Raw genomic sequence first — 23,424 nt, 5'->3', positions numbered from 1 at the left:
CGGGGCGGCCCGCGGCGGGGAGACGGCCGGGCTCAGCTCACGAGCCATGATGGGCGTCCCACGACTCCTGCAGGGACTTCAGGAAGGCGTCGGGGGTCATCTTGTTGCTGATCAGGCCCTGGATGCCGGGAGTCAGCTTGTCGATCATGCCGGGGGAGGCGAAGTCGGGGAACGGGACGATCCCGTTGCCCTGCGCCACCGGCGCGAAGACGCCCGCGATGTCGCCGCGCAGCCCCGTGGCGCCCAGCTCGGCCTTGGTGTCGACCGGCATGAACCCGCCGTCGAACTCGACCTTCGCCGCCTCCGGCGAGCTGAGGTAGTCGAGGAAGGCCGCGGCGACGTTCGGGTTCTTCGACTTCGACGAGATGGCGTACGCGACGCTGGCTCCCGAGGCGACCTTCGCGGGCTCGCCCGACGGTGTGGGCATGAGGAAGAAGCCCACGTCGTCCTTCATCTCGGTCTCCAGGGTGGAGGCCGCCCAGTTGCCGGTGATGAGGAACGCGCTGTCGCCCTTGGCGAAGCTCGCCAGCGCGTCGGCGTCGGCCGTGGCGCTCGCCCCGGCGGAGATGTATCCCTTCTTCGCCCAGTCGGCCAGCGTCTGGGTGGCCTTCAGCGCGGCCGGGTTGCCGATCGTCGCGCCCGGCTTGCCGTACACCCACGAGCGGTAGTCGTTGACGTCGCCGGTCACGTTGAGCAGCGCGTTCCACAGGTGGAACCCGCCGACCTGGAGCGCGCCGTTGCTCAGCGGGGTCTGGCCGGCGTCCTTGGCCTTCTGCATCGCGGCCTCGAAGTCGGCCAGCGTCTTCGGCACCTCTTTCACGATCTTCTTGTTGTAGAAGACGCCGAGCACCGAGAGCCCGCCGGGCACGGCGTACAGGCTGCCGGTCCCGAACTGCTTGGCCGACTTGTCGGAGCTGAGGACCTCGAGGCTGGCCGGCGGGAACTTGGTGGTCCAGCCGTACGCCTTGGACCACGGGCTCAGGTCGAGGATGAGACCGGCCGGGACCAGGGAGTTCATCGCGCCCGGGTTGTACTGGGCGATGTCCGGCGCCGAGTCGGACGACATCGCGAGCTTGATGGACTTGATGTAGTCGTTGAACGGCGTCATCTGGGGCTTGACGGTGACGTTGGGGTGCTTCTTGGTGAAGCCGTCGATGAGCGCCTTGGTGGGCGGGTCGTTGGTGTAGGCCAGGGTAAGCGTCACGGGGTCGTTCGAGATGGTGGTCGATACGTTGACCTTGGTCGCCGTACTTCCCCCCGAACTGCTGGCGCCCGCGCAGGCCGTCAGCGCGAACGCCGTCGTGACGCTGAGCGCCGCGAGCGCCGCACGCCGGGCTGGTCTCGTCATGCGTGTGACCTTTCTCCTCAATCGGGTGGGTGGCGTCGTGTCTTCGACGGCCTCATGGCGACCGGTTCTCATCCGGCGGAGGCTGGTCTCACCAGGCCGAACCTGGTCCGTTCGATCTCGTCCAGCGAGTGGAGCAGCGCCCCGTGGACGACGGCGTCCTCCTGGAGCGCCGAGACCTCCAGCGCCGGCTGGTCCAGCGGCTCGCCGGAAAGGTGGCGCCGGAGCGCCGCGAGCAGCGGCTCGCCGCATCTGGCCAGGGGCCCGCCGATGACGACGAGCCGCGGGTTGAGGATCGCCCGGATCACGGAGATCCCCTTGGCGAAGCGGCGGGCCACCACCTCGATCGCCTCCAGCGCCGCCGGCTCGCCGTCGACGACCGCGTCCAGCACGGCCTCCAGCGCGTGCTCTCCCGCGGCGTCGATCCGGGCCAGGAGCGCGCCGTCGGCGGCGCGTCCGGCCGCCGCCGTGGCCTGGCGCACGATCTCCGCGCCGCCGACCCGGTCCTCGAACGGGCCCAGGCCCTGCGGATGGCGGGGCGTCGAGGGGCCGTCGGTGAACAGGTCGAGGAAGCCCACGTCACCGGCGTCGTTGGAGGCGCCGCGGTAGAGCTCTCCGTTCAGCACGATACCGGCGCCGACCCGCTCGCCCCAGTGGATCATCACCAGCGAGTCCTCGCGCCGCTCCGCGTCCCGCCACCGCTCGCCCTGCGTGGCCAGCTTGACGTCGTTGTCCAGGTAGACGGGGCAGCCGAGCGCCTCCGTCAGCCGGCGCACGAGCAGGTCGCCGGTCAGGCCGGGCATGCTCGGGATGAGTTTGATGACCCCGGCCGCCGGGTCGACGATGCCGGGGGTGCCCACCGAGGCGAACCAGAGGTCGCCGGTCGTGATGCCCGTCGCGCGCAGCGTCCGCTCCACCGCGGACAGGAGCGTCTCCACCACCTCGTCGCCGCCGGGACCGGCGCCGAGCTGCTCCGCGTCGGAGGCCGTGACCGTGCCGGCCAGGTCCGCCAGCGCCACGCGCACGTCCTGCGGGCTGATCGACAGGCCCAGCACGTGGCCGGCCTCCGCCCGGAACCGTACGAGCTGCGCCGGCCGCCCCGCCCGGGTGGAGTCGCGATCGAGGGGACCGAACTCGACGAGCCCTTCGGCGACCAGGGCGTTGAGCGAGCGGGTGACCGCCTGGCGGGACAGCCCCACCGACTTGGCCAGCGCGGACACGCTCATGCTGGACTCCTTCGGCGGCGCGGCCCGCAGCTTGCGCAGGACGGCGGCTGCGTTGACCTCGCGCATGAACTGCGTCCCGGCCGCGACGACCTGCTCCATGCTCTCTCCCTGCGATCGGTTGCCGGTACGCTAGCATATTAATTATGGACCGTACGGAACTAATTAGTCGAGGGGTGTGAGCTGCAGTGTTGTCCGGTGAGGGCCCGCCCTGGGCGGACACCGTCCGCGGCCTGGCCCGCCGCGTGCTGGGTCCCGTGGCGGAGTCGGTACGGCTCGCCGCCCGCGACGGCGACGGTCGTGAGTACGCCTACGAGGCGGCGGACGGCGTGCTCGCCATCGCCGCGACGGACGGGGTGAGCGCCTCGGTCGCGCTCCATCACTATCTCCGGGAACGCTGCGGCACGTCCGTGGGCTGGGACACGGTGCTCCCTCTAGGACTGACGTCCCTGCCCGACGCCCCGCCGCGACAGGGTTCGGCACGCGTGCGGGAGGGCTACTACTTCAACTTCTGCACCTTCAGCTACACGATGCCCTACTGGGACTGGGCCGACTGGGAGCGTGAGATCGACTGGATGGCCCTGCACGGCATCACCATGCCGCTGGCCGTCACCGGTCACGAGGCGGTGCTGCACGCCGCCTACTCCCAGCTCGGACTCGACGACCGGCAGATCCGCGGCTTCCTGGGCGGGCCGGGCTATCTGCCGTTCCAGTTCATGGGCTGCCTGGACAACTTCGCCGGCCCGCTGTCCTCGTCCTGGATCGAGAGCCATCGCGAGCTCGGCGCGCGCATCCTCGACCGCGAGCGCGCCTTCGGCATGACGCCCGTGCTCCCGGCCTTCACCGGACACGTCCCGCCCGAGCTCGCGCCGGCGGCGCGGGCCGGTCGCCGCCTCTGGCAGGGGTTCGAGACCTGGGTGCTCGATCCGGCGGACCCGCTGTACGAGCGGATCGGCGCCGAGATCGCCCGCGCGCAGATCAAGCTCTTCGGCACCGATCACCTCTACGCCGCCGACCCGTTCATCGAGATGATCCCCATCGACGCCGATCCGGCCTTCCCCGGGGCCGTGGCGGCGGCGACGCTGGCGGGCCTCCAGGCCGCCGACCCGGACGCGGTCTGGCTCATGCAGGCCTGGCCGTTCTCCTACCAGCGGGACTTCTGGACCGAGGACCGAGTCAACGCCTTCCTCGACGCGATCCCGGACGGCCGGATGCTCGTGGCGGACCTGTGGGCGGAGCACGACCCGCTGTGGGGCCGCTTCCAGGGGTTCTCCGGGAAGCCGTGGCTCTGGTGCGCGCTGCTCAACTTCGGCGGCCGCACCGATCCGGGCGCCGACCTGCGCGCAGTGCCCGCCGGGATCGACGCGGCCCTGGCGGCGCCGAGCCCGCCCGCCGGCCTCGGCCTGTCCATGGAGGCCACCCGCAACAACCCGGTCTTCTTCGAGCTCGTCGTCGACCAGATCTGGAACGAGGTCCCCGACCTCGACGCCTGGCTCGACGCGTTCGTGACCCAGCGCTACGGCACCCGGTGGACGGCCGAGCTGCGGGCGGCCTGGCGCGGGCTCCTGGAGACCGTCTACGACACCCGGGGCCTGCCGATCCTGCCCCAGGCGTTCGAGGGCGTCATCACCGCGGCGCCCTCGTACGAGCGCGGCCCGGCCGAGCTCCGCGCCGACGTCGCCGGTGTCCTGTGGTACCGGCCGGAAGCCCTCGCCGCAGCCTGGGAGCAGCTGATCGAGGTGGCCGAGCGCGACCCAGACCTGGCCGCGGGAGCGCTCGGGCACGACCTCGTGGAGACCGGCATCGCGTACATGGCCAGGGTCGCCGACCGCCTCTGCCTCGACGTCCTGGACTCGGCGGGCGGCCCGGCGCAGGTCGACCGGTTCCTGCGGGTCTTCGAGGACCTCGACCGGATGCTGGCCTGCCGCCCCGAGTACACCTTCCAGCACTGGGAGGCCAAGGCCCTGTCGTGGGCCGGCGACCCGGACGACCGCGCGGTCCTGCGGGACAACGCCCGCCGCATCATCACGGTGTGGGGCACCTCGGACAGCCCGCTGCTGGACGACTACGCGGGCCGGCACTGGGCGGGACTGGTCGGCGGCTACTACCGCGACCGCTGGGAGCTGTGGGCGCGGGGTCTCGGACGCGCGCTCGCCGGCGAGCCCGGCACGGAGGCGGAGCTGGGGGAACGGCTCCGCGAACGCGCCGAGCTCTTCCTGTGGGAAGGCCCGGGGCCCGCGGCGCCGGATCCGGGTGTCCTGGCCACGGAGTCACGCCGGCTGCTCACCGCCTACGCGGGCTCGCTCGCCCAGCCGTCCGAACACGATCGATGAGGAGCACGATGCCCCAGGTGGCACCACCGACCGAAAGCCGCAACCCGCGCACCGCCGACATCGACACGCTGGAGTCAGCAGACGTCCTGCGGCTGCTGCTGGACGAGGACGCCACGGCGGTCGCGGCCGCCCGCGCCGCGACCGGCGAGCTGTCCCGGGCGGTGGACGAGGCGCATCTCCGGCTGGGCCGCGGCGGAGGCGTGCACTACTTCGGCGCCGGCGCGTCGGGGCGGCTGGCGGTGCTGGACGCCACCGAGATCACGCCGACGTTCGGGGTGGCGCGTGGCCTGTTCACGGCGCACTTCGCCGGCGGGGCGGGCGCGCTCACCGACTCGTCCGTGGACCGGGAGGACGCCGAGGAGCTCGGCGCGGACGACGCCGGGGCGCTCGGTGAGAACGACGTGGCGATCGGGATCACGGCCTCCGGGGCCACCCCGTACGTGGCCGGGGCGCTGCGCGCGGCCAGGGCGGCGGGCGCTCTCACCGTACTGATCACCTGCAACCCGGCCGCGCCGCTGCGCGACCTGGCCGGGGTTCTCGTCGTCGCGGACACCGGGCCCGAGGCGCTGACCGGGTCCACCCGGCTCAAGGCGGGCACGGCGACCAAGGTGCTGCTGAACGCGTTCTCGACGGCACTCATGATCAAGTCGGGGCGTACGTACTCCAACCTCATGGTCGGGCTGATCGCCACCAACGCCAAGCTGGAGCAGCGGGCGGTGAACCTGCTCGTGGAGGCGACCGGGGAGGACGCCGCGGCCTGCGGCGCCGCGCTGGCGCAGGCGGAAGGGCGGATCCCGGAGGCGCTCGTACGGCTGCTCACGGGCTGCGCACCCGGCCAGGCGCGGGCCGCGCTCGCCGCGCATCCGGGCGTCCGCGCGGCCGTCGCCGCGCTGGGCGGGCAGGCCGGATGAGCGGTTTCGCGGGCGTGGACGTCGGCGGCGGAGGCATCAGGACACGGATCGAGTGCGACGGGGTGATCGCGCGCGGCCAGGACGCGGCACCCGTGCCCCGCACCGAGGGGCGGGTGGACCTCGACCGGCTCGCCACCCGGATCGCGTCGGTCATCGGGGACGCGGCGGGCGTCCCCGGGCGGCTGGACGGGATGGCCGTCGGCGTGACCGGGCTGCCGGGGCTGGTCAGGGAGCCGGAGGCGTTGTGGCGGGCGCTGGGGGAGCGCTTCGGCCTCGGGACGCTCGTGGTCGCCGGGGACATGGTGACCACGCACGTCGGCGCCCTCGGATTCCGGCCCGGAGTGGTGGTCGCCGCCGGGACCGGCGTCATCACGCTCGGCACCGACCTCGACCGCGTCTGGAACCAGTCCGACGGATGGGGCCACCTGCTCGGCGACCACGGCGGCGGCGCCTGGATCGGCGCCCAGGGCCTGCAGGCCGCCCTGCGCGCCCACGACGGCCGGGCCGGCGGCTCGCCACCCCTGCTCGAACACCTGACGGCCCGCTTCGGCCACCCCCTGGACCTGGTGGCGCTCGTCTACGAGTCGGCCTCGCCGGCGCACCACCTGGCGTCGTTCGCGCCGTCCGTGGCCGGCGCGGCCCGCGCGGGAGATCCGGTGGCGCGCGGGATCTGGACCGAGGCGGGGCGGCAGCTCGGCCAGACCGCCGTCGCCGCCGCGTCGGGGCTCGACCCGGTCTTCTCCTGGGGCGGTGGCGTCTTCGACGCCGCGGACCTGCTGATGGAACCGTTCCGGAGCACCGTGCGCGACCTGCTGCCGCAAGCCCGGTTCACCGAGCCCGCCGGGACCTCGGCCGACGGCGCGCTCGCGCTGGCCAGGGCGGCCGCGGACGGCGGTGTCCGGCCGCGCCACCCGTACCTGTACGTCTACGCGGCTAGTCGGAGCCGGTCAGGAGCCGCAGCCGCTCCACCGCCTCCCCGAACTCGCTGATCATGTCGTAGACCACCTCGCGGGCCGGCCGCACCTGGTCGAGCTGGCCCACGACCTGCCCGACGAAGTAGTTGACCAGCTCCACCGCCCCCGGCTCGCCCTTCTCCGCCGCCGCCCCGATGCGGGCCATCGCGCCCTCGGCCACCAGCAGCTGCAGCGGCATCCCGAGCGGCCCGGGGCTCTCCTGGCCGGAGTCCCACTCCTCCGTCCAGGCCGACCTGAGCTGGCGGGCCGGCTTGCCCGTACGGGACCTGGACCTGACCGTGTCCAGCGACGAGGCGGCCAGGAACTTGCGCTTGACCGCGGGCGACGTCTCCGCCTCCTCCGTGGTCAGCCAGACCGAGCCGCACCACACGCCCTGCGCCCCGAGCGCCATGGCCGCCGCCATCTGCCGCCCGGACGCGATCCCGCCCGCCGCCAGCACGGGAACCGGGCCGACCGCGTCTACGACCTGCGGGACCAGCACCATCGTGGAGATCTCGCCGGTGTGCCCGCCCGCCTCGGTGCCCTGCGCCACGATGAGGTCCGCGCCCGCCGCCACCTGCCTGCGGGCGTGCTCGACCGTGCCGACCAGCGCGGCCACCGGCACCCCCGCCTCCCTGGCCCTGGCGACCATCTCGGGCGGAGGCGGCCCCAGGGCGCTGGCGATGAGCCCGATCGGGTGCTTGAGCGCCACGTCGATCAGCCCCGTCGCCCCGGCCGCCGTCACCCGCCTGCCGAACTCGTCCGCCGCCGCCGTCAGGGGCTGTATCGGGGCGCTCACGCCGTACTTCGACAGCAGGTGGGTGACGAAGTCGCGGTGCCGGTCGGGGACGAAGTCCATGAGGCGCGCCTGCCGGTCGAGCGCGGAGGCGTCGACCTTGCCGGGCACGAGCACGTCCACGCCGTACGGCCGGCCGCCCACCTGCCCGTCGATCCAGGTCAGCTCGGTGTCGAGCTGCTCCGGCGAGTACGCGATCGCGCCCAGGACCCCGAAACCCCCCGCGTTGGTGACGGCGGCCACGACGTCGCGGCAGTGGCTGAAGGCGAACAACGGGAACTCGATGCCCAGGCGCTCACAGATGGGGGTCCGCATGGTCCGACGCTAACCGGCAGAAGCTTGTTCGGTCCATCCCCCGGGGCGGGCCGGGTGGGTCAGGAGGGCGCCGGGGGCGTGCCAGCCTAACTCCGACGTGTAGCCGCGTATCAGCTTGGCCGGGACGCCGGCGACCACGCTGTGGTCAGGGAACTCCCCGCGTACCACCGCCCCGCCCGCCACCACGCACTGGCGGCCCAGCCTGGTGCCCGGGAGGATGATGGCGCCCGCCCCGATCCACGAGCCGGAGCCGATCGATACCGGGCTGTTACGCGGCCACTGCCGGCCGATCGGCACGTCGGGGTCGTCGTAGACGTGGTTCTGGTCGGTGATGTACACGTACGGGCCGGTGAAGACGTCGTCGCCGATGTCGATCGACTGGTGGGCCACGATGTGCGAGCCGCGGCCGATCGAGCAGCCGCCGCCGATGCGCAGGATGGACTGCGGCCCCAGGTCCAGCCCGGGGCCCATGCCGCAGGACAGGGACACGCGCTCGCCGATCAGCGTGTGGTCGCCGATCTCGATGTACCGCTCGCCGAAGATCGCGCCCGGAGGGAAGGCGATGCTGACCCCGTCGCCGATCCGGCCGAAGCGGTAGCCGGACGGAGCGGCAGGGGTGATCGCGCCCGCGCGGCGGATCGCCCCGTAGGCTCGGTGTATCAGCGCGCCGACCGCCCGCCGTACCAGTGACATAGGGACCAAAGTTACCGCTAGGTCACACCGTTCGGGCATGTCGGGGGCGTTGTTTGATATCCTGAGAGCCCGTGGACACATCGACCACACCTCGAGCCACGGGAGCCCCTTTGCGCAGCGCATCGCAAACCAAGCATCTGTTCGTCACCGGCGGTGTCGCCTCCAGTCTCGGCAAGGGGCTCACGGCATCCAGCCTCGGTCGCCTGCTCAAGGCACGCGGTCTCAGGGTCACCATGCAGAAGCTCGACCCTTACCTCAATGTCGACCCAGGGACCATGAACCCGTTCCAGCACGGCGAGGTGTTCGTCACCGACGACGGCGCCGAGACCGACCTCGACGTCGGCCACTACGAGCGTTTCCTCGACACCGACCTGCACGGCTCGGCCAACGTGACGACCGGCCAGGTCTACTCCAACGTCATCGCCAAGGAGCGGCGGGGCGAATACCTGGGTGACACCGTCCAGGTGATCCCGCACATCACCAACGAGATCAAGGACCGGATCAGGGGCATGGCAGCTCCTGAGGTGGACGTGGTCATCACCGAGGTGGGGGGCACGGTCGGCGACATCGAGTCGCTGCCGTTCCTGGAGGCCGTCCGCCAGATCAGGCACGAGGTCGGGCGCGACAACGTGTTCTTCCTGCACGTGTCGCTGCTGCCGTACATCGGCCCCTCGGGCGAGCTCAAGACCAAGCCGACCCAGCACAGCGTGGCGGCGCTGCGCAGCATCGGCATCCAGCCGGACGCGATCGTGCTGCGCTCCGACCGGCCCGTGCAGACGGCGATCAAGCGCAAGATCAGCCTGATGTGTGACGTGGACGAGGACGCCGTCGTCTCCGCCGTGGACGCGGCCTCGATCTACGACATCCCCAAGGTGCTCCACTCCGAGGGGCTCGACGCCTACGTGGTGCGCCGGCTCGGCCTGCCGTTCCGCGACGTCGACTGGAAGGAGTGGGAGGAGCTCCTGCGCCGGGTGCACCGGCCGGCCAAGGAGGTCACGATCGCCCTGGTCGGCAAGTACATCGACCTGCCGGACGCGTACCTGTCGGTCACCGAGGCGCTGCGGGCCGGCGGGTTCGCCAACGACGCCCGCGTCAACATCCGGTGGGTCAAGAGCGACGACTGCGAGACCCCCGAGGGCGCCGGGCGCGAGCTCGACGGCGTCGACGGCGTGCTGATCCCCGGCGGGTTCGGCGTGCGCGGCATCGAGGGCAAGATCGGCGCGATCCGCCACGCCCGCGAGGGCAAGATCCCGCTGCTCGGCATCTGCCTCGGCATGCAGGGCATGGTCATCGAGGCCGCTCGCCACATGGCCGGCATCGAGGACGCCAACTCCGCCGAGTTCGATCCCGACACCAAGCACCCGGTCATCTCCACCATGGCCGACCAGGAGGACGTCGTCGCCGGCGAGCGCGACATGGGCGGCACCATGCGGCTCGGCAGCTACACCGCCAAGCTCGGCGAGGGCACCCTGGCCAGGCAGCTCTACAGCGGCAAGGCCAAGGCCGACGAGCGCCACCGCCACCGCTACGAGGTCAACAACACCTACCGCGAGCAGCTCGAGAAGGTCGGCCTGGTCTTCTCCGGCCTGTCGCCCGACGGCCGCCTGGTCGAGTACACCGAGCTGCCCACCGACGTCCACCCGTTCTTCATCGGCACCCAGGCCCACCCCGAGTTCCGCTCGCGCCCCACGCGGGCCAACCCCATGTTCAAGGGCCTCATCACCGCGGCCCTCGCGTACGCCGACGCGCGAGTGACCACGAAGGTGACCCAGTGAGGATGCCTGGAGCGGCGAGCCTCGGACCGAGGGCGGTAGCTTGCGTAACCAACGAGGGCCGGAAGCGAGTGCGACCATGATCACAGACACGCCCGAGGCGTGGGACGTCGTCGATTCCAAAGAACGCTTCCGCGGCCACGTCATCACGGTGGTCACGGACTCGGTGAAGATGCCCCGCGACGAGGTCGCCGACCGCGACGTCGTGGTGCATCCCGGCTCGGTCGCCGTGCTCGCGCTCGACGACCGGGAGCGGGTCCTGATGATCAGGCAGTACCGCCACCCCACGCGCATGCTGATGTGGGAGCTGCCCGCCGGGATCCGCGACGTCGAAGGCGAATCGCTCGTCGAAGGGGCGGCCCGCGAGCTCGCCGAGGAGGCCGGCTACCGGGCCGACACCTGGCACACCCTCGTCGACCTGCGCTCCTCCCCGGGCATGACCGACGAGCGGATCCGGGTCTTCCTCGCCCGCGACCTGACCAAGATCGAGACCGACTTCGTCCACCGGCACGAGGAGATCGACATGCCGGTCGAGTGGGTGCCGCTGGCCGACGCGGTCGAGAGGGCGCTCATGGGAATGATCCACAATTCCCCGGCCGTGGCCGGTATCCTCGCCGCGTACGCGGCTTCGGTTGAGGGGTTCGCCCTGTTGCGCCCCGCCGACGCCCCTGAGGCGTGATCGGAAGGACCTTTTCGTGGAGGCGGTGCTCTCCAGCTACCTCGCCCATCTGGCGGTGGAGCGGAGCCTGGCTGCCAACACGCTCGCGTCCTACCGTCGTGACCTGCGGCGATACGTCGAACACCTGCACGCGCGCGGCCGGGCGGAGCTCGACGAGGTGGGGGAGGCCGATGTGCTGGCCTTCCTCGCCGCGTTGCGCGAGGGCGACGGCGAGCACCCCGCGCTCGCCGCCAGCTCGGCCGCCCGCGCCGTCTCCGCCGTGCGCGGGCTGCACCTTTTCGCCTTGCGCGAAGGCGTCACGGCCCACGACCCCGCCCACGAGGTACGCCTGCCGCGCCAGCCGCGCAGGCTCCCCAAGGCCATCACCGTCGACGAGGTCGAGCGGCTCATCGCCGCCTCCGGCCCCGACGGCGCGCCCCTGACCTTGCGCAACAGGGCTCTGCTCGAGCTCCTGTACGGCACCGGCGCCCGCATCTCCGAGGCCGTCGGGCTGGCCGTGGACGACCTCGAGGACGACCAGGTGCGCCTGCGTGGCAAGGGCGAACGCATGCGCGTCGTGCCCCTGGGCCGCTACGCCCGCTCCGCGCTCGACGCCTACCTCGTACGGGCCCGCCCCGGCCTGCTCGCCCACGGGCGCGGCACCCCGGCCGTCTTCCTGAACGCCAGGGGAGGCCGTCTGACCAGGCAGGGAGCGTGGGAAGTGCTCCAGGCCGCCGCCGAACGCGCCGAGCTCGACGGGATAAGTCCCCACGTTCTTCGCCATTCCTTCGCAACCCATCTGATAGACGGCGGCGCTGACGTTAGGGTGGTCCAGGAGTTGCTCGGTCATGCCTCCGTGACGACCACACAGGTCTACACACTGGTGACGGTCGACAAACTTCGCGAGGTCTACGCCGCCGCGCATCCGCGTGCCCGGCAGTGATCTATAGTCTTTTGCGACGTGCGGCAACCCTCGGCGTGCCGCCTTGCCGCCTAAAGTGGCGAGCCCATAGTGTCCGTCCGGACGGTCCGGTTCGGGATCGTCAGGGAGGTTCGAGCTGGTGACTGTGACGACCAAGGGTTCGACCCCGGGGACCCCCGACAACCCCTGGGGCGACACGAAGACCAACGCGCCTTCCAACGGCGTCAATCTCGGGCCCACGCAGCGGCCCAGACCCGTGTTCCCCGAGCCGGTGCCGCCCGCGGTGCACGGCCCGGCGCGTGTGGTCGCGATGGTCAACCAGAAGGGCGGCGTCGGCAAGACGACGACCACCATCAACCTGGGTGCCGCACTCGTCGAATACGGGCTCAAGGTGCTGCTGGTCGACTTCGACCCGCAGGGCGCGCTCTCCGTCGGCCTGGGCATCAACCCGCTCCAGCTCGACCTGACGGTCTACAACCTGCTCATGGAGCGCGGCGTCACCGCCGAGGACGTGCTCCTGGAGACCGGCGTCGAGGGCCTCGACCTGCTGCCCAGCAACATCGACCTGTCGGCCGCCGAAGTGCAGCTCGTCACCGAGGTCGCCCGCGAGCAGGTGCTCGGCCGGGTGATCAAGCCGCTGCTGCCGCACTACGACGTGTGCCTCATCGACTGCCAGCCGTCGCTGGGCCTGCTCACGATCAACGCCCTCACCTGCGCCCACGGTGTCATGGTGCCGCTGGAGTGCGAGTTCTTCGCGCTGCGCGGCGTGGCGCTGCTCATGGACACGATCTCCAAGGTCCAGGAGCGGCTCAACGAGGACCTCGAGATCGAGGGCCTGCTGGCCACCATGTACGACGCCCGTACGCTGCACGGCCGTGAGGTGCTGGCGCGCGTGGTGGAGGCGTTCGGCGACAAGGTGTTCCACACGGTGATCAACCGTACGGTGCGCTTCCCCGACGCGACGGTCGCCGGCGAGCCCATCACCACCTTCGACCCGTCCTCGCTCGGTGCCAACGCTTACCGAGAGCTGGCCCGCGAGGTGCTCTCGCGCTGGTCGGCGCCTGCCACAATGGCCAGGTGACCGACGCCGAGCAGCCTCAGGGGTTCCAGGTCCACCTGGACGTCTTCGAGGGACCCTTCGACCTGCTCCTCGGCCTCATCGCCAAGCACAAGCTGGACATCACCGAGGTCTCGCTCTCCAAGGTCACCGACGAGTTCATCGCCTACATCCGCTCCCGGGGGCCTGAGTGGGACCTCGACCAGACCAGCCACTTCCTGCTGGTCGCGGCGACCCTGCTCGACCTGAAGGCGGCCCGGCTGCTGCCCTCGGGCGAGGTGGAGGACGAGGAGGACCTGGCGCTGCTGGAGGCCAGGGACCTGCTGTTCGCGCGGTTGCTGCAGTACAAGGCGTACAAGGAGGTGGCGAAGCTCTTCGCGGGGCGGATGGCGGAGGAGGCGCTGCGCTTTCCCCGCACGGTGCCGATGGAGCCGCAGTTCGCCAACCTCCTGCCCGAGCTCATCCTGGGCATCGGGCCCGAGCAGCTCGCCAAGATCGCCGCCAGGGCCTTCACCCCCAAGCTGCCCCCCACCGTCAGCGTCGGGCACATCTACCAGCCCCTGGCGAGCGTCAAGGAGCAGGCGGCCATCCTCGTCATGCACCTGCGCCGGCTCCGGCGTGCCACCTTCCGCACGCTGGTGGCCGACTGCTCGGGCACCTTCGAGGTCATCGCCCGCTTCCTGGCGGTGCTGGAGCTCTTCCGGGAGTCGGCGGTCACCTTCGAACAGGTCGAAGCGCTGGGGGACTTGCACGTAACCTGGACGGGCGCTGACGACGGGGACGTCGCGGTGGGGGACGATTACGAGGAATCCGCGGAGAAACCACGCAATGACTGACAACCCACTGCCCACCCCTCGCCGTTCCCCGGACTCCGAGCCCCCGCTCCCCTCCTGGATGACCCTCCCCGGCTCCCTCGCCCAACCATCATCCCCACCGGCGGAGGACACGGCCGAAGCACCATCACCAACCGAACCGCCGCCCCCGGACGACATCCCACACGCGGATGACACCCAATCGACGGCCGAGCCGCCGTCGGCGGCCGAACCCACGCAGACGGCCGACCCCACGCAGACGGCCGACCCCACGCAGACGGCCGACCCCACGCAGACGGCCGATGCACCGTTGACGGACGATGCGCCGTTCAAGGATGAGGCGCGGTCGACAGCCGAGGCGGCGCCGGCGGGTGGGGCGCTTTCGCAGGCGACGCCGTCGGGCAACGCCCCGGCGCCGGATGCGCCCTCCGTCCGGGGCCTGGGTCTTTCGGGCGCCGGGTCGGTGGGTCGTGGTGCGGTGGAGCTCGGCGCAACGGGCGCGGCCGAGGAGGCGGGCGCTTCGGAGGCCAGTGGGGTGCCGGAGGTTCGTGAGGCGCCGGCGGGCAACGGTCGCCAGGCGAGTGGCGCGGAAGGCGGTTCCGGGCGGGCCGAGGAAGAGCCGGAAGGCCTGGAGGAGGGGTTCGGGGACGCGGACGAGCGGTCCGGGGAGGGGCCGACGTTGGAGGCGGCGTTGGAGGCCATCCTGCTCGTCGTCGATGAGCCCGTGTCCGAGATCACCCTGGCCCAGGTGCTGGAGCGGCCCACCCACGAGGTCGTCGCCGCGTTGCGGGGCCTGGCGGCGGAATATACCGCTGCCGGCCGAGGTTTTGACTTGAGAGATGTCGCGGGCGGCTGGCGTTTTTACACGCGGGCCGACTGCGCGCCCCTGGTCGAGCGGTTCGTACGCGACGGCCAGCAGACGCGGCTGACCCAGGCCGCGCTGGAAACACTTGCGGTCGTGGCTTACCGGCAACCGGTGAGCCGGGCCCGCGTCGCCGCGGTACGCGGCGTCAACAGCGACGGCGTCATGCGGACGCTCGTCGCGAGAGGGCTGGTCGAAGAGGCCGGCACCGACCCGGAGAGCCAGGCAGTGCTCTACCGGACAAGCTCATACTTCCTTGAACGTCTGGGACTGCGGGACCTCAGCGAGCTCCCCGAGCTCGCGCCCTTCCTCCCCGACGACGTGGAAAACCTCGAGGAGACAACAAAGTGATCAACAGGCGTAGCACCCCGTCCGGTGATGGACGCGGTCGTGGACGTACGGGCGGCTCGGGGCAGGGCCGCGCGGGACGTCCCGCCTTCCGCTCCGACTCAGGTTCTGGGTCCCGTTCCAACGATGGCTTCCGTGGCGGGTCCGGGGACTCCCTCCGCGCCGACCGGAGCGGCTCGCGCGCCCGGTACGGGTCCGGTGACCGCGAACAGAGGAACCCCCGTGGCGGGCGCGAGGAGCGCGGCCCGGCGCGTGACGACCGCGGCAGCCGCAACGAAGACCGCGGCAACCGGTACGAAGACCGTGGCAGTCGCTACGAAGACCGGGGGAGCCGGTACGAAGACCGCAACGGGCGCGGTGAGCGCCAGGAGCGGCCCCGCGGTGACCGGGGCGGATACCGCTCCGACCGCCGCGACGACGAGCGAGGCGGCGAGCGTGGCGGCGGGTTCCGCGACGACCGCCGCGGTTACGGTGCCAGGGGGCGCGACGGGTACGGCGACGAGCGCACCCGTGGTTCCCGCGACGAGCGTGGCGGCTACGGCACCGACCGACGTGACGAGCGTGGCGGCTTCGGTGCCGGCAGGCGTGACGAGCGTGGCGGTTACGGCGCTGGCAGGCGTGACGAGCGCGGCGGCTATGGTGCCGGTCGGCGCGATGAGCGTGGCGGCTTCGGTGCCGGCAGGCGTGACGAGCGTGGCGGTTACGGCGCTGGTCGGCGTGACGAGCGCGGCGGCTATGGTGCCGGCAGGCGTGACGAGCGCGAAGGCTCCGGTGCCGGGCGGCGGGATGAGCGCGGCGGGTTCCGGGCTGATCGGAGCGGGCGCAGGGACGGGGCCGCTCCGGCCTCCTCGCGTGCCCGGTTCGGCAGGCGGGACGGCGATGCCCGCACCGCCGACCGCACCACCGACCGGGCCCCCCGCACTCCCCGTACGCCCCGCCGCGACGACGTGCAGACGATCGGCGGCGGCAGCCCGCAGCGCGACCGGGTGAAGGCCGCTCGCCAGCCCCTCCGCGACCGCGACTTCTACCCCGACGACTACACCGACGAGCGCGACACCACCGAGGTCCCCAACGGGGTGCGGCTGCAGAAGGTGCTCGCCCAGGCGGGCGTGGCCAGCCGCCGGGCGTGCGAGGAGATGATCGGCGACGGCAGGGTCACCGTGAACGGCCAGGTCGTGCGGCGGTTCGGGGCCAAGGTGGACCCGGCCGCGCAGGTCATCCACGTGGACGGCAAGCGCATCCCCACCGCCCCCGACCTCGTCTACTACGCCCTGAACAAGCCCATCGGCGTCGTGTCCACCATGAGCGACCCGCAGGGCCGCCCGTGCCTGGCCGACTATGTCGAGGAGCTGGCCCCCAGGCTGTTCCACGTGGGCAGGCTCGACACCGAGACCGAGGGCCTGCTGCTGCTGACCAACGACGGTGAGCTGGCCAACCGGCTGACACACCCCAGTTACGGCGTGCAGAAGAAGTACTGGGCCAAGGTGCCGGGCCCGATCCCGCGCGACCTGGGCCGCAGGCTCAAGCAGGGCATCGACCTGGAGGACGGCCTCGTCAAGGCCGACAGCTTCGCGATCGTGCAGGAGCACGGCCAGCAGGCGCTGGTCGAGGTCGTCCTGCACGAGGGCCGCAAGCACGTCGTCAGGCGCATGCTGGAAGAGGCGGGCCACCGGGTGATCGACCTGGCCAGGATCGAGTTCGGACCGGTGAAGCTGGGCCGTACCAAACCCGGGACGGTTAGGGCGCTGACCTTGAAAGAGGTCGGTGAGCTGTACGCGGCCGTGAAGCTGTAATCTGGCCGGACGCAGGAGCCCGTGCGAACCTCCGCACGGGCTCTCCCGCTATGGAAGGGGACTGACCACATGGTGCGGGCGATCCGCGGGGCGATCCAGGTGGAAGCCAACGACCGCGACTCGATCATCGCAGGCACGACCGAGCTGGTCACCGCGATCATGGAGCGTAACGAGCTGACCACCGACGACGTGATCAGCGTGCTGTTCACGGCCACGCCCGACCTGACGGCCGAGTTCCCGGCGCTCGCGGCGCGCAAGCTGGGCTTCCACGAGGTGCCGCTGATCTGCTGCACCGAGATCGACGTGCCGGGCGCGCTGCCCCGCGTGGTACGCCTCATGGCCCACGTCGACCTCGACCGCCCGCGCTCCGCGATCCAGCATGTCTACCTGCGTGGCGCGGTGAAGTTGCGGCAGGATATCGCCCAGTAAAGCCCGGCGATTACGTCAGGGCATATTCACGCCCACTATGGCCCGATAAATCAGGACACCGAGATGGAACTTCGCACCGCGCTCGTCGTCGGCACCGGTCTCATCGGCACTTCCGCGGCCCTGGCGCTGCGCAAGCGCGGCGTGCGCGTGCTGCTCGCCGACCGCGATCAAGCCGCCGTACGGCTGGCCCGGGAGCTGGGCGCGGGCGAAGACTGGAACCCGGGCGAGCAGCTGGCCGGCGAGGTGGACCTGGCCATCATCGCCGTCCCCCCGGCCCACGTGGCGAGCGAGCTGCTGGAGCTGCAGCGGATGAACGCCGCCAGGTTCTACACCGACGTCGCCAGCGTGAAGGCCGAGCCCCTGCACCGGGCCACGCAGCTCGGCTGCGACCTGACCTCCTACGTCGCCTCCCACCCGCTCGCGGGCCGCGAGAAGTCCGGCCCGGGGGCGGCCAGGGCCGACCTGTTCCTGGGCCGGCCGTGGGCGCTGTGCCCCACCGAGGAGGCCGACGCCGAGGCCAAGGCGACCGTGCTGCGGCTGATCGAGCTGTGCGGGGCCAACGCGGTCGAGGTGAGCGCGTCCGAGCACGACCGCGCGGTCGCCGTCGTCTCCCACGCGCCCCACGTCGCCGCCTCCGCCGTGGCGGCCCGTCTGGCCGACGCCACCGACGTCGCGCTCGGCCTGGCCGGTCAGGGCGTACGCGACGTCACCCGGATCGCGGGCAGCGACCCGAGCCTGTGGCTCGGCATCCTGTCCGGCAACGCCTCCCCGGTCGCCGAGGTGCTCGAAGCCGTCGCCGCCGACCTCGCCGACGCCGCCAGCGCCCTGCGCGCCCTGGCCGAGGGCGACGGCACCGCCACCAACGACATCACCCAGCTGCTCAAGCGCGGCGTCGTCGGCCACGACCGCATCCCCGGCAAGCACGGCGGCCCGGCCTCCTCCTACGCCGTCGTCCAGGTCGTCATCGGCGACCGTCCCGGCCAGCTGGCCCGCCTCTTCCGGGTGTGCGACGAGGTCGGGGTCAACGTCGAGGACGTGCGCCTGGAGCACGCCCCCGGGCTGCCCCTGGGCATCGCCGAGCTGTCGGTCCAGCCCGACGCCGTGTCCACGCTGGCCGAGGGCCTGCGCGAGCGCGGCTGGGAGGTTCCCTGAGACCTGGGCCTTGCCGTGAAAGCAGAACGCCCCATCGGTTGAGTAAAGGGTGTGACTGCCAATGTGACGGCTCGCGCCGGGCCATCGGACCCGGCGCAGGCACTGAGCGACGCGGCCCTGCTGGAGCTGTCGCGCCGAAAACCCGAGCGCTTCGGTGAGATCTACGACCGGTACGTGGCGGAGATCCACGCCTACCTGGGCAGGCGTCTGGACCGGCAGGCCGCCGACGACCTGACCGCCGAGGTGTTCCTCGCGGCCTTCAAGAAGCGCGAGACGTTCGATTCCGGGCGCGGCGAGGTCCGCGCCTGGCTCTACGGGTTCGCCACCAACCTGATCGCCCTGCACCGCCGGGCCGAGACCCGGCGGCTTGCGGCGCTGCAGCGCAGCGCCGGTGTGCACCGCGCCCCGGAGGACGGCCACGAGGAGCGCGTGGTGACCCGCGTGGACGCCGTGAGCGCGCAAGGACGGCTCGCGGCGGAGCTGCGGGCACTGTCCGACGGCGACAGGGACGTGCTGCTCCTGAGCGCGCTGGGCGAGCTGAGCCATGAAGAGGTGGCCCAGGCCCTCGACATCCCCTACGGCACCGTCGGCTCCCGCCTGTCCCGCGTGCGCAAGAAGCTTCGTGCCGCCCTGGGCAGCGTCAACCCCCTGAACGGAGGCACCGATGGATGACTACCGGGCGGTGCGGGAGCTGCTGCCCGCGCCGCCGCTGACGCCCGGCGTGGAACGGGCCGGACGCGACAAGCTGGCCGCCGCGATCGCGCGGGAGCGGGGGCGGAAGGGCCGCGGGGCCGCCAGGTGGGCCGGGCTGGGGCTCGGCCTGGCGGGCGCGGCGGCCGCGGCGGCCCTGGTCGTCGTCCCCGCCACCGCCCCCACCGTGCCACCGGCCGGGCACGGCGTGCTCGCCGCGCCGGACGGCAAGCGGTTCCTGCTGGCCGCCGCGGCTTCGGTGGCCTCCGTGCCGGACACCGGCGCCTGGTGGGGGAGCACGCTGGTCAACGGCATGGAGCTCCGCGAGCCCGGCCAGGGTTACGTCCTGCGGCAGAGCGAGTCGCAGGAGACGTGGATCCCCGCTGACCCGGAGGGCCGCACCTGGTACCGCTGGAAGTATCTGGGCGCCAAGCCCGCCACGCCCCAGGACGAGGCGGCCTGGCGCGCCGCCGGGGCGCCGGAGTCGTGGACGTACGAGGGGAAGGCTCCCGGATTTCCCACCGAGAACGTCCCGAACGGCATCGTACGGGCGGCCCCGGGCAAGCCGGAGACCTTCTCCACCGAGGACTGGGACTTCCGCATCATGCTCGCGGGCAAGCCGCTGACCAAGATGAACGAGGTGCCCGACACCCCCGAGGGCCTGCGCGTGCTCCTCGGCGAGGCCGACGATCAGGCGACCGTCGACAACACCGCTCGCCTGCTCTTCTTCGCACCGGTGACCAGCCGTACCAGGGCCGCCGCCTACCGGCTGCTGGCCTCGCTGCCCGGGGTCGCCGCCGTCGGCCCGGTGACCGACGTGCTGGGTCGCGCGGGGCAGGCGGTCGAGTACCGCTCCGCCGAATACCCCAAGACACCGTACGCGGGAGAGACCCGCACCCGGCTGGTGATCGACCCGGTCAGCGGGATGCCGCTGTCCATCGAGACCCGGTCGGTGAAGGACGGGCTGCTCCTGGAGTACACCGCGGTCCAGGACAGCCGCTGGACGAATGACAACCCATTGGAGGAGACGAAGTGAGATATCCCGTGGCCGCAGCGGCCGTCCTCATCACCGCCGGCGTCGTCGCCGCGCCCGCGCAGGCGGCCCCGGCCGAGGGCGACTACTGGCGGGTCGAGGTGGTGCGGACCGCGGACCACCCGCGCCCCGTGGGCAGCGGATACACGCTGACCGAGCGGTCGGCCCACGTCGAGTGGCAGACGCCCGGGGGCAAGGCGTGGTCCGCCTACCGCGAGCTGGGCGCCCGGCCCAAGACCGCCAAGGACGAGGCGGCCTGGCGGGCCGACGGCTCGCCGACCTCGTGGACGTACCGGACGGAAGGCATGAAGGTCTCGCTGTCCACCGAGCCGGGCAAGGGGCGGGTGAGCCCGGTGAAGGGGCGGCCTGCCGGGAAGTTCCGGATGGGGGAGAAATGGGTGACGTACGCCCAGCTCCAGGCCCTGCCGGCCGAGCCCGGAGCCCTCAGGGCGCGCGTCGTCGCGGACGTGCGCGCCTGGATCGACGAGGCCGCGGAGGAGGCCAAGCTCACCGACCCGAGTGCCAAGAAGGAGGACTGGCTGGTCAACCTCGACCGGTACGTGGCCGAGTACATGACCCGGCTGCTGTACGAGAACCCCGTGCCGTTCAAGGTCAGGTCCGCCGCCTACCAGGCGTTGCGGACCACCAAGGGCGTCAGTGACCTCGGCCAGGCGAAGGACCCGCTGAACCGGTCCGGTCAGAAGGTCGCCCTGCCGGTCCTGGAGCAGAAGAGCTCGGTGCTCAAGGAGCAGTTCATCGTGGACACCCGGACGATGACGCTGCTGGCCCGCTACGTCGACCTCCAGGACGGCGGCAAGCGGCTGGGCGGCAAGAGCGGGGTCGAGACGTACAAGGTGGGCTGGACCGACGACAAGCCCGCGGTGCCCGCCGCCGGCTGATCAGCGCCGGCCCGATGTCACACCCGAGCCTCCTCGATCCGTCTTCAGGGCGATCGAGGAGGTAAGGAAGATGACCGACATCCTGGTACTCGGAGCCGGCTACACCGGCGTCGTCGCGGCCATCAGGACCGCCGTCAGGACCCGCCGCACGGGCGGCCGGGTGAAGCTGGTGAACGCCTCGCCGAGGTTCACCGAGCGGCTCAGGCTGCACCAGACGGCGGCCGGGCAGCGGCTGGCCGACCTCCAGCTGGAGGACGTGGTCGCGGGCACCGGCATCGAGTTCGTCCAGGGCCGGGTGGCCGGGCTGGACGTCGAGCGCCGGCAGGCCCGCCTGCAGGACGGGCGCGTGCTCGGCTACGACAAGCTGATCTACGCGCTCGGCACCGTCACCGACGCCTCGGTGCCCGGCGTCGCCGAGCACGCCTTCGTCTACGACGACTACGCGGGCACCGTACGGCTCGCCGAACGCCTCGGCGCCCTCACCTCGGGCACGGTCGTCGTGGCCGGCGGCGGGCTGACCGGAGTCGAGTCGGCCGCGGAGATCGCCGAGGCCCGCCCGCACCTGCACGTGGTCCTGCTGACCAGGGGGCGGCCCGGCTCCATGATGGGCGAGCGGGCCCGCGCCCACCTGGACGCCGCGCTGGAGCGGCTGGGCGTCGAGGTGCGCACCGGCGCGGACATCACCAAGGTGCTGCCGGAGGGCGTCGAGCTGGCCGGGGGCGAGCTCGTCCACTCCGACGCGACACTGTGGACCGCCGGCACCAGGGGCCTGCCGCTGGCCGCCGAGTCGGGGCTGACCGTCGACGCCCACGGCCGGATCGTGGTGGACGCCGCGCTGCGCTCGGTGTCCCACCCCGACGTGTACGCCGTCGGCGACGCCGCCGCGGTCAGCCAGCCGTACGGCGTGCTGCACGGCACCTGCCAGGGCGGCATTCCCACCGGCCTGCACGCCGCCGACTCGCTCGCGGCGACCCTGCGGGGCAGGACGCCGAAGGCGTTCCGGTTCGGGTACGTGCATCAGCCCGTCTCCCTGGGGCGGAAGGACGCGGTCATCCAGTTCACCCGGCCGGACGACAGCCCGCGCAGGTGGTATCTGAAGGGCCGGGCGGCGATCACGTACAAGGAGACCGTGAGCAGCAGTCCGATCCCCACGTTCACGTTGCTGAAGCGGGGCCTGGTGCCCGTGTGGGTGTTCGCGCTGAGCGCGGGGCTCGGGTGAACAGCACGACGGGCGGGGCCGCAGGACCCCGCCCGTCGCACCTTCCGTGATCAGCGCCTGGTCGTCAGGGCCTCGGTCACGTCACTCGGGTCGTCGAACATCTCGTGGTCGGGCAGGGTCTCCAGGGCTTTGATGATGTCCTTGCTCGCCTTGCGCTCGCGGGCAGCCCTGATCAGGTCTTGCTTGTTGGCCGGAAATTCCACGCCGCTCAGGTTCTTGAGCAGGTCGATCGGGTTCGGTATCGTTGTCATAACTCTGTGCTGCCCTTCTGTCACGATATGTAACATTCGGTCAGCAATCGGGTCTTTCCAGCCGCTGCCGCGCCCGTTCCACCTCCGCCGGCAGTTCCCGCCGCTCGGCCAGTGCCCGCGGCAGCCGCGGCACAGCCGTCCGCAGCCCCTCCCAGCCCGCCGGACCGGCGCGGAGCGCGTCGAGCGACCGCCGCGCCACCACCCGCCACGGGCGGCGCAGCACCGCGGTCAGCACGGCGTTGCGCGCGGCCAGCACCTGCCTGCCGTGCGGGTCCTTGGGGCGAGGCGGGTGGTGGTGGGCCACGACCTCGTCCACGTACGCCAGCCCCCACCCCTTCGCGGCCAGGTCCACGGCCAGCCGCTCCTCCTCGCCGAAGAAGAAGATCACGTCGTCGAACCCGCCCGCCTCCAGGAACGCCTCCTTGCGCACCACCACCCCGAGCGCCAGGAAGCCCAGCACGCTCGGCCCCGGCAGGTCCGGCTCCACGCCGAGCGGTGAGTCGCGCATCGCCTCCGACACCGCGTCCAGGCGCTCCTCCGGCCCCACCAGCACGCGCGCCCCCAGGACGGCCAGGCGCGGATGCGCGTCCAGCACGTCCGCGGCCCGCTCCAGCGCCCCCGGCGCCCACCAGGAGTCGTCGTCGGCGAAGGCCACGTACGGGGTCTCGGCCAGGCGGACGCCGAGGTTGCGGCCCGGCGCCCCGAGGTTCCTGCCCGCCTCCACCACGTGAACGTCCGGGAAGTGGCGCCGTACGAACCCCGCCGTCCCGTCGGTCGAGCCGTTGTCGACGAGGATCACCGGGCGCGGGTGCAGGGGCAGCGTACGGGCCAGCACCCGCAGCCTGTCCTTGCTGGCCACCACCACGGTGACGCGCGGATCGTTCACAGAGTGCCACTTACCGCGCCACGCTCTCTTACTCCTCCGATTGACGCGCTCCCCGGAAAGGGGTAGGAAAGG

22 protein-coding genes are annotated in these 23,424 nt (G+C 72.0%); 16 read left to right on the top strand and 6 right to left on the bottom strand.

Annotated features, from left to right (window positions below; translation table 11 throughout):
• Positions 1-37: 37 nt before the first annotated feature.
• Together ACFKCF_RS37510 and ACFKCF_RS37505 are read right to left on the bottom strand one after the other, a co-directional pair.
• Positions 38-1,348, bottom strand: a complete 1,311-nt coding sequence (locus ACFKCF_RS37510) for an ABC transporter substrate-binding protein (RefSeq protein WP_394500050.1) — start codon at positions 1,346-1,348, stop codon at positions 38-40.
• A gap of 68 nt (positions 1,349-1,416) precedes the next feature.
• Positions 1,417-2,670, bottom strand: coding sequence for an ROK family protein (locus tag ACFKCF_RS37505; protein ID WP_394500049.1), 1,254 nt, complete (start codon positions 2,668-2,670; stop codon positions 1,417-1,419).
• 86 nt (positions 2,671-2,756) lie between these two features.
• Here ACFKCF_RS37505 and ACFKCF_RS37500 point away from each other — a divergent pair, with 86 nt between their 5' ends.
• From ACFKCF_RS37500 to ACFKCF_RS37490, 3 genes are read left to right on the top strand one after another with little or no spacing between them, the layout of a single operon-like run.
• The gene (locus ACFKCF_RS37500; protein ID WP_394500048.1) at positions 2,757-4,901 is read left to right on the top strand and encodes an alpha-N-acetylglucosaminidase TIM-barrel domain-containing protein; all 2,145 of its coding nucleotides are present in this window, start codon (positions 2,757-2,759) and stop codon (positions 4,899-4,901) included.
• An 8-nt stretch (positions 4,902-4,909) separates the two neighbouring features.
• On the top strand, positions 4,910-5,812 hold the full coding sequence (locus ACFKCF_RS37495; RefSeq protein ID WP_394500047.1) for an N-acetylmuramic acid 6-phosphate etherase: 903 nt from the start codon (positions 4,910-4,912) through the stop codon (positions 5,810-5,812).
• Positions 5,809-6,801, top strand: a complete 993-nt coding sequence (locus ACFKCF_RS37490; RefSeq protein ID WP_394500046.1) for an N-acetylglucosamine kinase — start codon at positions 5,809-5,811, stop codon at positions 6,799-6,801. Before ACFKCF_RS37495 ends, ACFKCF_RS37490 begins: the two co-directional genes overlap by 4 nt.
• Here ACFKCF_RS37490 and ACFKCF_RS37485 read toward each other — a convergent pair.
• Both ACFKCF_RS37485 and ACFKCF_RS37480 read right to left on the bottom strand, forming a co-directional pair.
• Complete coding sequence (locus ACFKCF_RS37485; protein WP_394500045.1) at positions 6,746-7,876, bottom strand: NAD(P)H-dependent flavin oxidoreductase; 1,131 nt, start codon at positions 7,874-7,876, stop codon at positions 6,746-6,748. The genes ACFKCF_RS37490 and ACFKCF_RS37485 overlap by 56 nt on opposite strands.
• Positions 7,877-7,885: 9 nt before the next feature.
• Complete coding sequence (locus ACFKCF_RS37480; RefSeq protein ID WP_394500044.1) at positions 7,886-8,569, bottom strand: acyltransferase; 684 nt, start codon at positions 8,567-8,569, stop codon at positions 7,886-7,888.
• Between the two features lie 110 nt (positions 8,570-8,679).
• Between ACFKCF_RS37480 and ACFKCF_RS37475 the strand changes: the two genes are divergently transcribed.
• From ACFKCF_RS37475 to ACFKCF_RS37415, 13 genes are all read left to right on the top strand, one after another.
• Entirely contained in the window at positions 8,680-10,344 is a 1,665-nt protein-coding gene (locus ACFKCF_RS37475; RefSeq protein WP_394500043.1) for a CTP synthase, read from the top strand.
• A gap of 76 nt (positions 10,345-10,420) precedes the next feature.
• Entirely contained in the window at positions 10,421-11,020 is a 600-nt protein-coding gene (locus ACFKCF_RS37470) for an NUDIX domain-containing protein (RefSeq protein ID WP_394500042.1), read from the top strand.
• Between the two features lie 16 nt (positions 11,021-11,036).
• Positions 11,037-11,942 carry a site-specific tyrosine recombinase XerD gene (locus tag ACFKCF_RS37465; protein ID WP_394500041.1) on the top strand — a complete coding sequence of 302 codons (906 nt, stop codon included), beginning with the start codon at positions 11,037-11,039 and terminating at the stop codon, positions 11,940-11,942.
• Positions 11,943-12,066: 124 nt separating this feature from the next.
• A complete protein-coding gene (locus tag ACFKCF_RS37460; protein ID WP_394500055.1) occupies positions 12,067-13,002 on the top strand; it encodes a ParA family protein in 936 nt (311 codons plus the stop codon).
• On the top strand, positions 12,999-13,814 hold the full coding sequence (locus ACFKCF_RS37455; protein WP_394500040.1) for a segregation and condensation protein A: 816 nt from the start codon (positions 12,999-13,001) through the stop codon (positions 13,812-13,814). The genes ACFKCF_RS37460 and ACFKCF_RS37455 overlap by 4 nt, the downstream gene beginning before the upstream one ends.
• A 604-nt stretch (positions 13,815-14,418) precedes the next feature.
• Positions 14,419-15,003, top strand: a complete 585-nt coding sequence (scpB, locus tag ACFKCF_RS37450; protein WP_394500054.1) for an SMC-Scp complex subunit ScpB — start codon at positions 14,419-14,421, stop codon at positions 15,001-15,003.
• Entirely contained in the window at positions 15,000-16,793 is a 1,794-nt protein-coding gene (locus ACFKCF_RS37445; protein WP_394500039.1) for a pseudouridine synthase, read from the top strand. The genes scpB and ACFKCF_RS37445 overlap by 4 nt, the downstream gene beginning before the upstream one ends.
• A 69-nt stretch (positions 16,794-16,862) precedes the next feature.
• Positions 16,863-17,222 (top strand): chorismate mutase, encoded by a 360-nt coding sequence (aroH, locus tag ACFKCF_RS37440; protein WP_185073133.1) that lies wholly within the window; start codon positions 16,863-16,865, stop codon positions 17,220-17,222.
• Positions 17,223-17,285: 63 nt separating this feature from the next.
• On the top strand, positions 17,286-18,374 hold the full coding sequence (locus tag ACFKCF_RS37435) for a prephenate dehydrogenase (RefSeq protein WP_394500038.1): 1,089 nt from the start codon (positions 17,286-17,288) through the stop codon (positions 18,372-18,374).
• 51 nt (positions 18,375-18,425) lie between these two features.
• A complete protein-coding gene (locus ACFKCF_RS37430; RefSeq protein WP_394500037.1) occupies positions 18,426-19,046 on the top strand; it encodes an RNA polymerase sigma factor in 621 nt (206 codons plus the stop codon).
• A complete protein-coding gene (locus tag ACFKCF_RS37425) occupies positions 19,039-20,100 on the top strand; it encodes a hypothetical protein (protein WP_394500036.1) in 1,062 nt (353 codons plus the stop codon). The genes ACFKCF_RS37430 and ACFKCF_RS37425 overlap by 8 nt, the downstream gene beginning before the upstream one ends.
• Positions 20,097-20,996, top strand: coding sequence for a hypothetical protein (locus tag ACFKCF_RS37420; RefSeq protein ID WP_394500035.1), 900 nt, complete (start codon positions 20,097-20,099; stop codon positions 20,994-20,996). The genes ACFKCF_RS37425 and ACFKCF_RS37420 overlap by 4 nt, the downstream gene beginning before the upstream one ends.
• A 70-nt stretch (positions 20,997-21,066) precedes the next feature.
• The gene (locus ACFKCF_RS37415) at positions 21,067-22,215 is read left to right on the top strand and encodes an NAD(P)/FAD-dependent oxidoreductase (RefSeq protein WP_394500034.1); all 1,149 of its coding nucleotides are present in this window, start codon (positions 21,067-21,069) and stop codon (positions 22,213-22,215) included.
• 50 nt (positions 22,216-22,265) lie between these two features.
• Here ACFKCF_RS37415 and ACFKCF_RS37410 read toward each other — a convergent pair whose 3' ends face one another.
• Positions 22,266-22,466, bottom strand: coding sequence for a DUF2795 domain-containing protein (locus ACFKCF_RS37410; protein WP_394500033.1), 201 nt, complete (start codon positions 22,464-22,466; stop codon positions 22,266-22,268).
• Positions 22,467-22,506: 40 nt separating this feature from the next.
• The gene (locus ACFKCF_RS37405; RefSeq protein ID WP_394500032.1) at positions 22,507-23,352 is read right to left on the bottom strand and encodes a glycosyltransferase family 2 protein; all 846 of its coding nucleotides are present in this window, start codon (positions 23,350-23,352) and stop codon (positions 22,507-22,509) included.
• Between the last annotated feature and the right edge of the window lie 72 nt (positions 23,353-23,424).

It is taken from the genome of Nonomuraea sp. JJY05, assembly GCF_043496855.1.
Classification (GTDB): domain Bacteria; phylum Actinomycetota; class Actinomycetes; order Streptosporangiales; family Streptosporangiaceae; genus Nonomuraea.
Note: the sequence above shows the minus strand (reverse complement) of the source record. Positions and strands in the feature narration are given on the sequence as shown.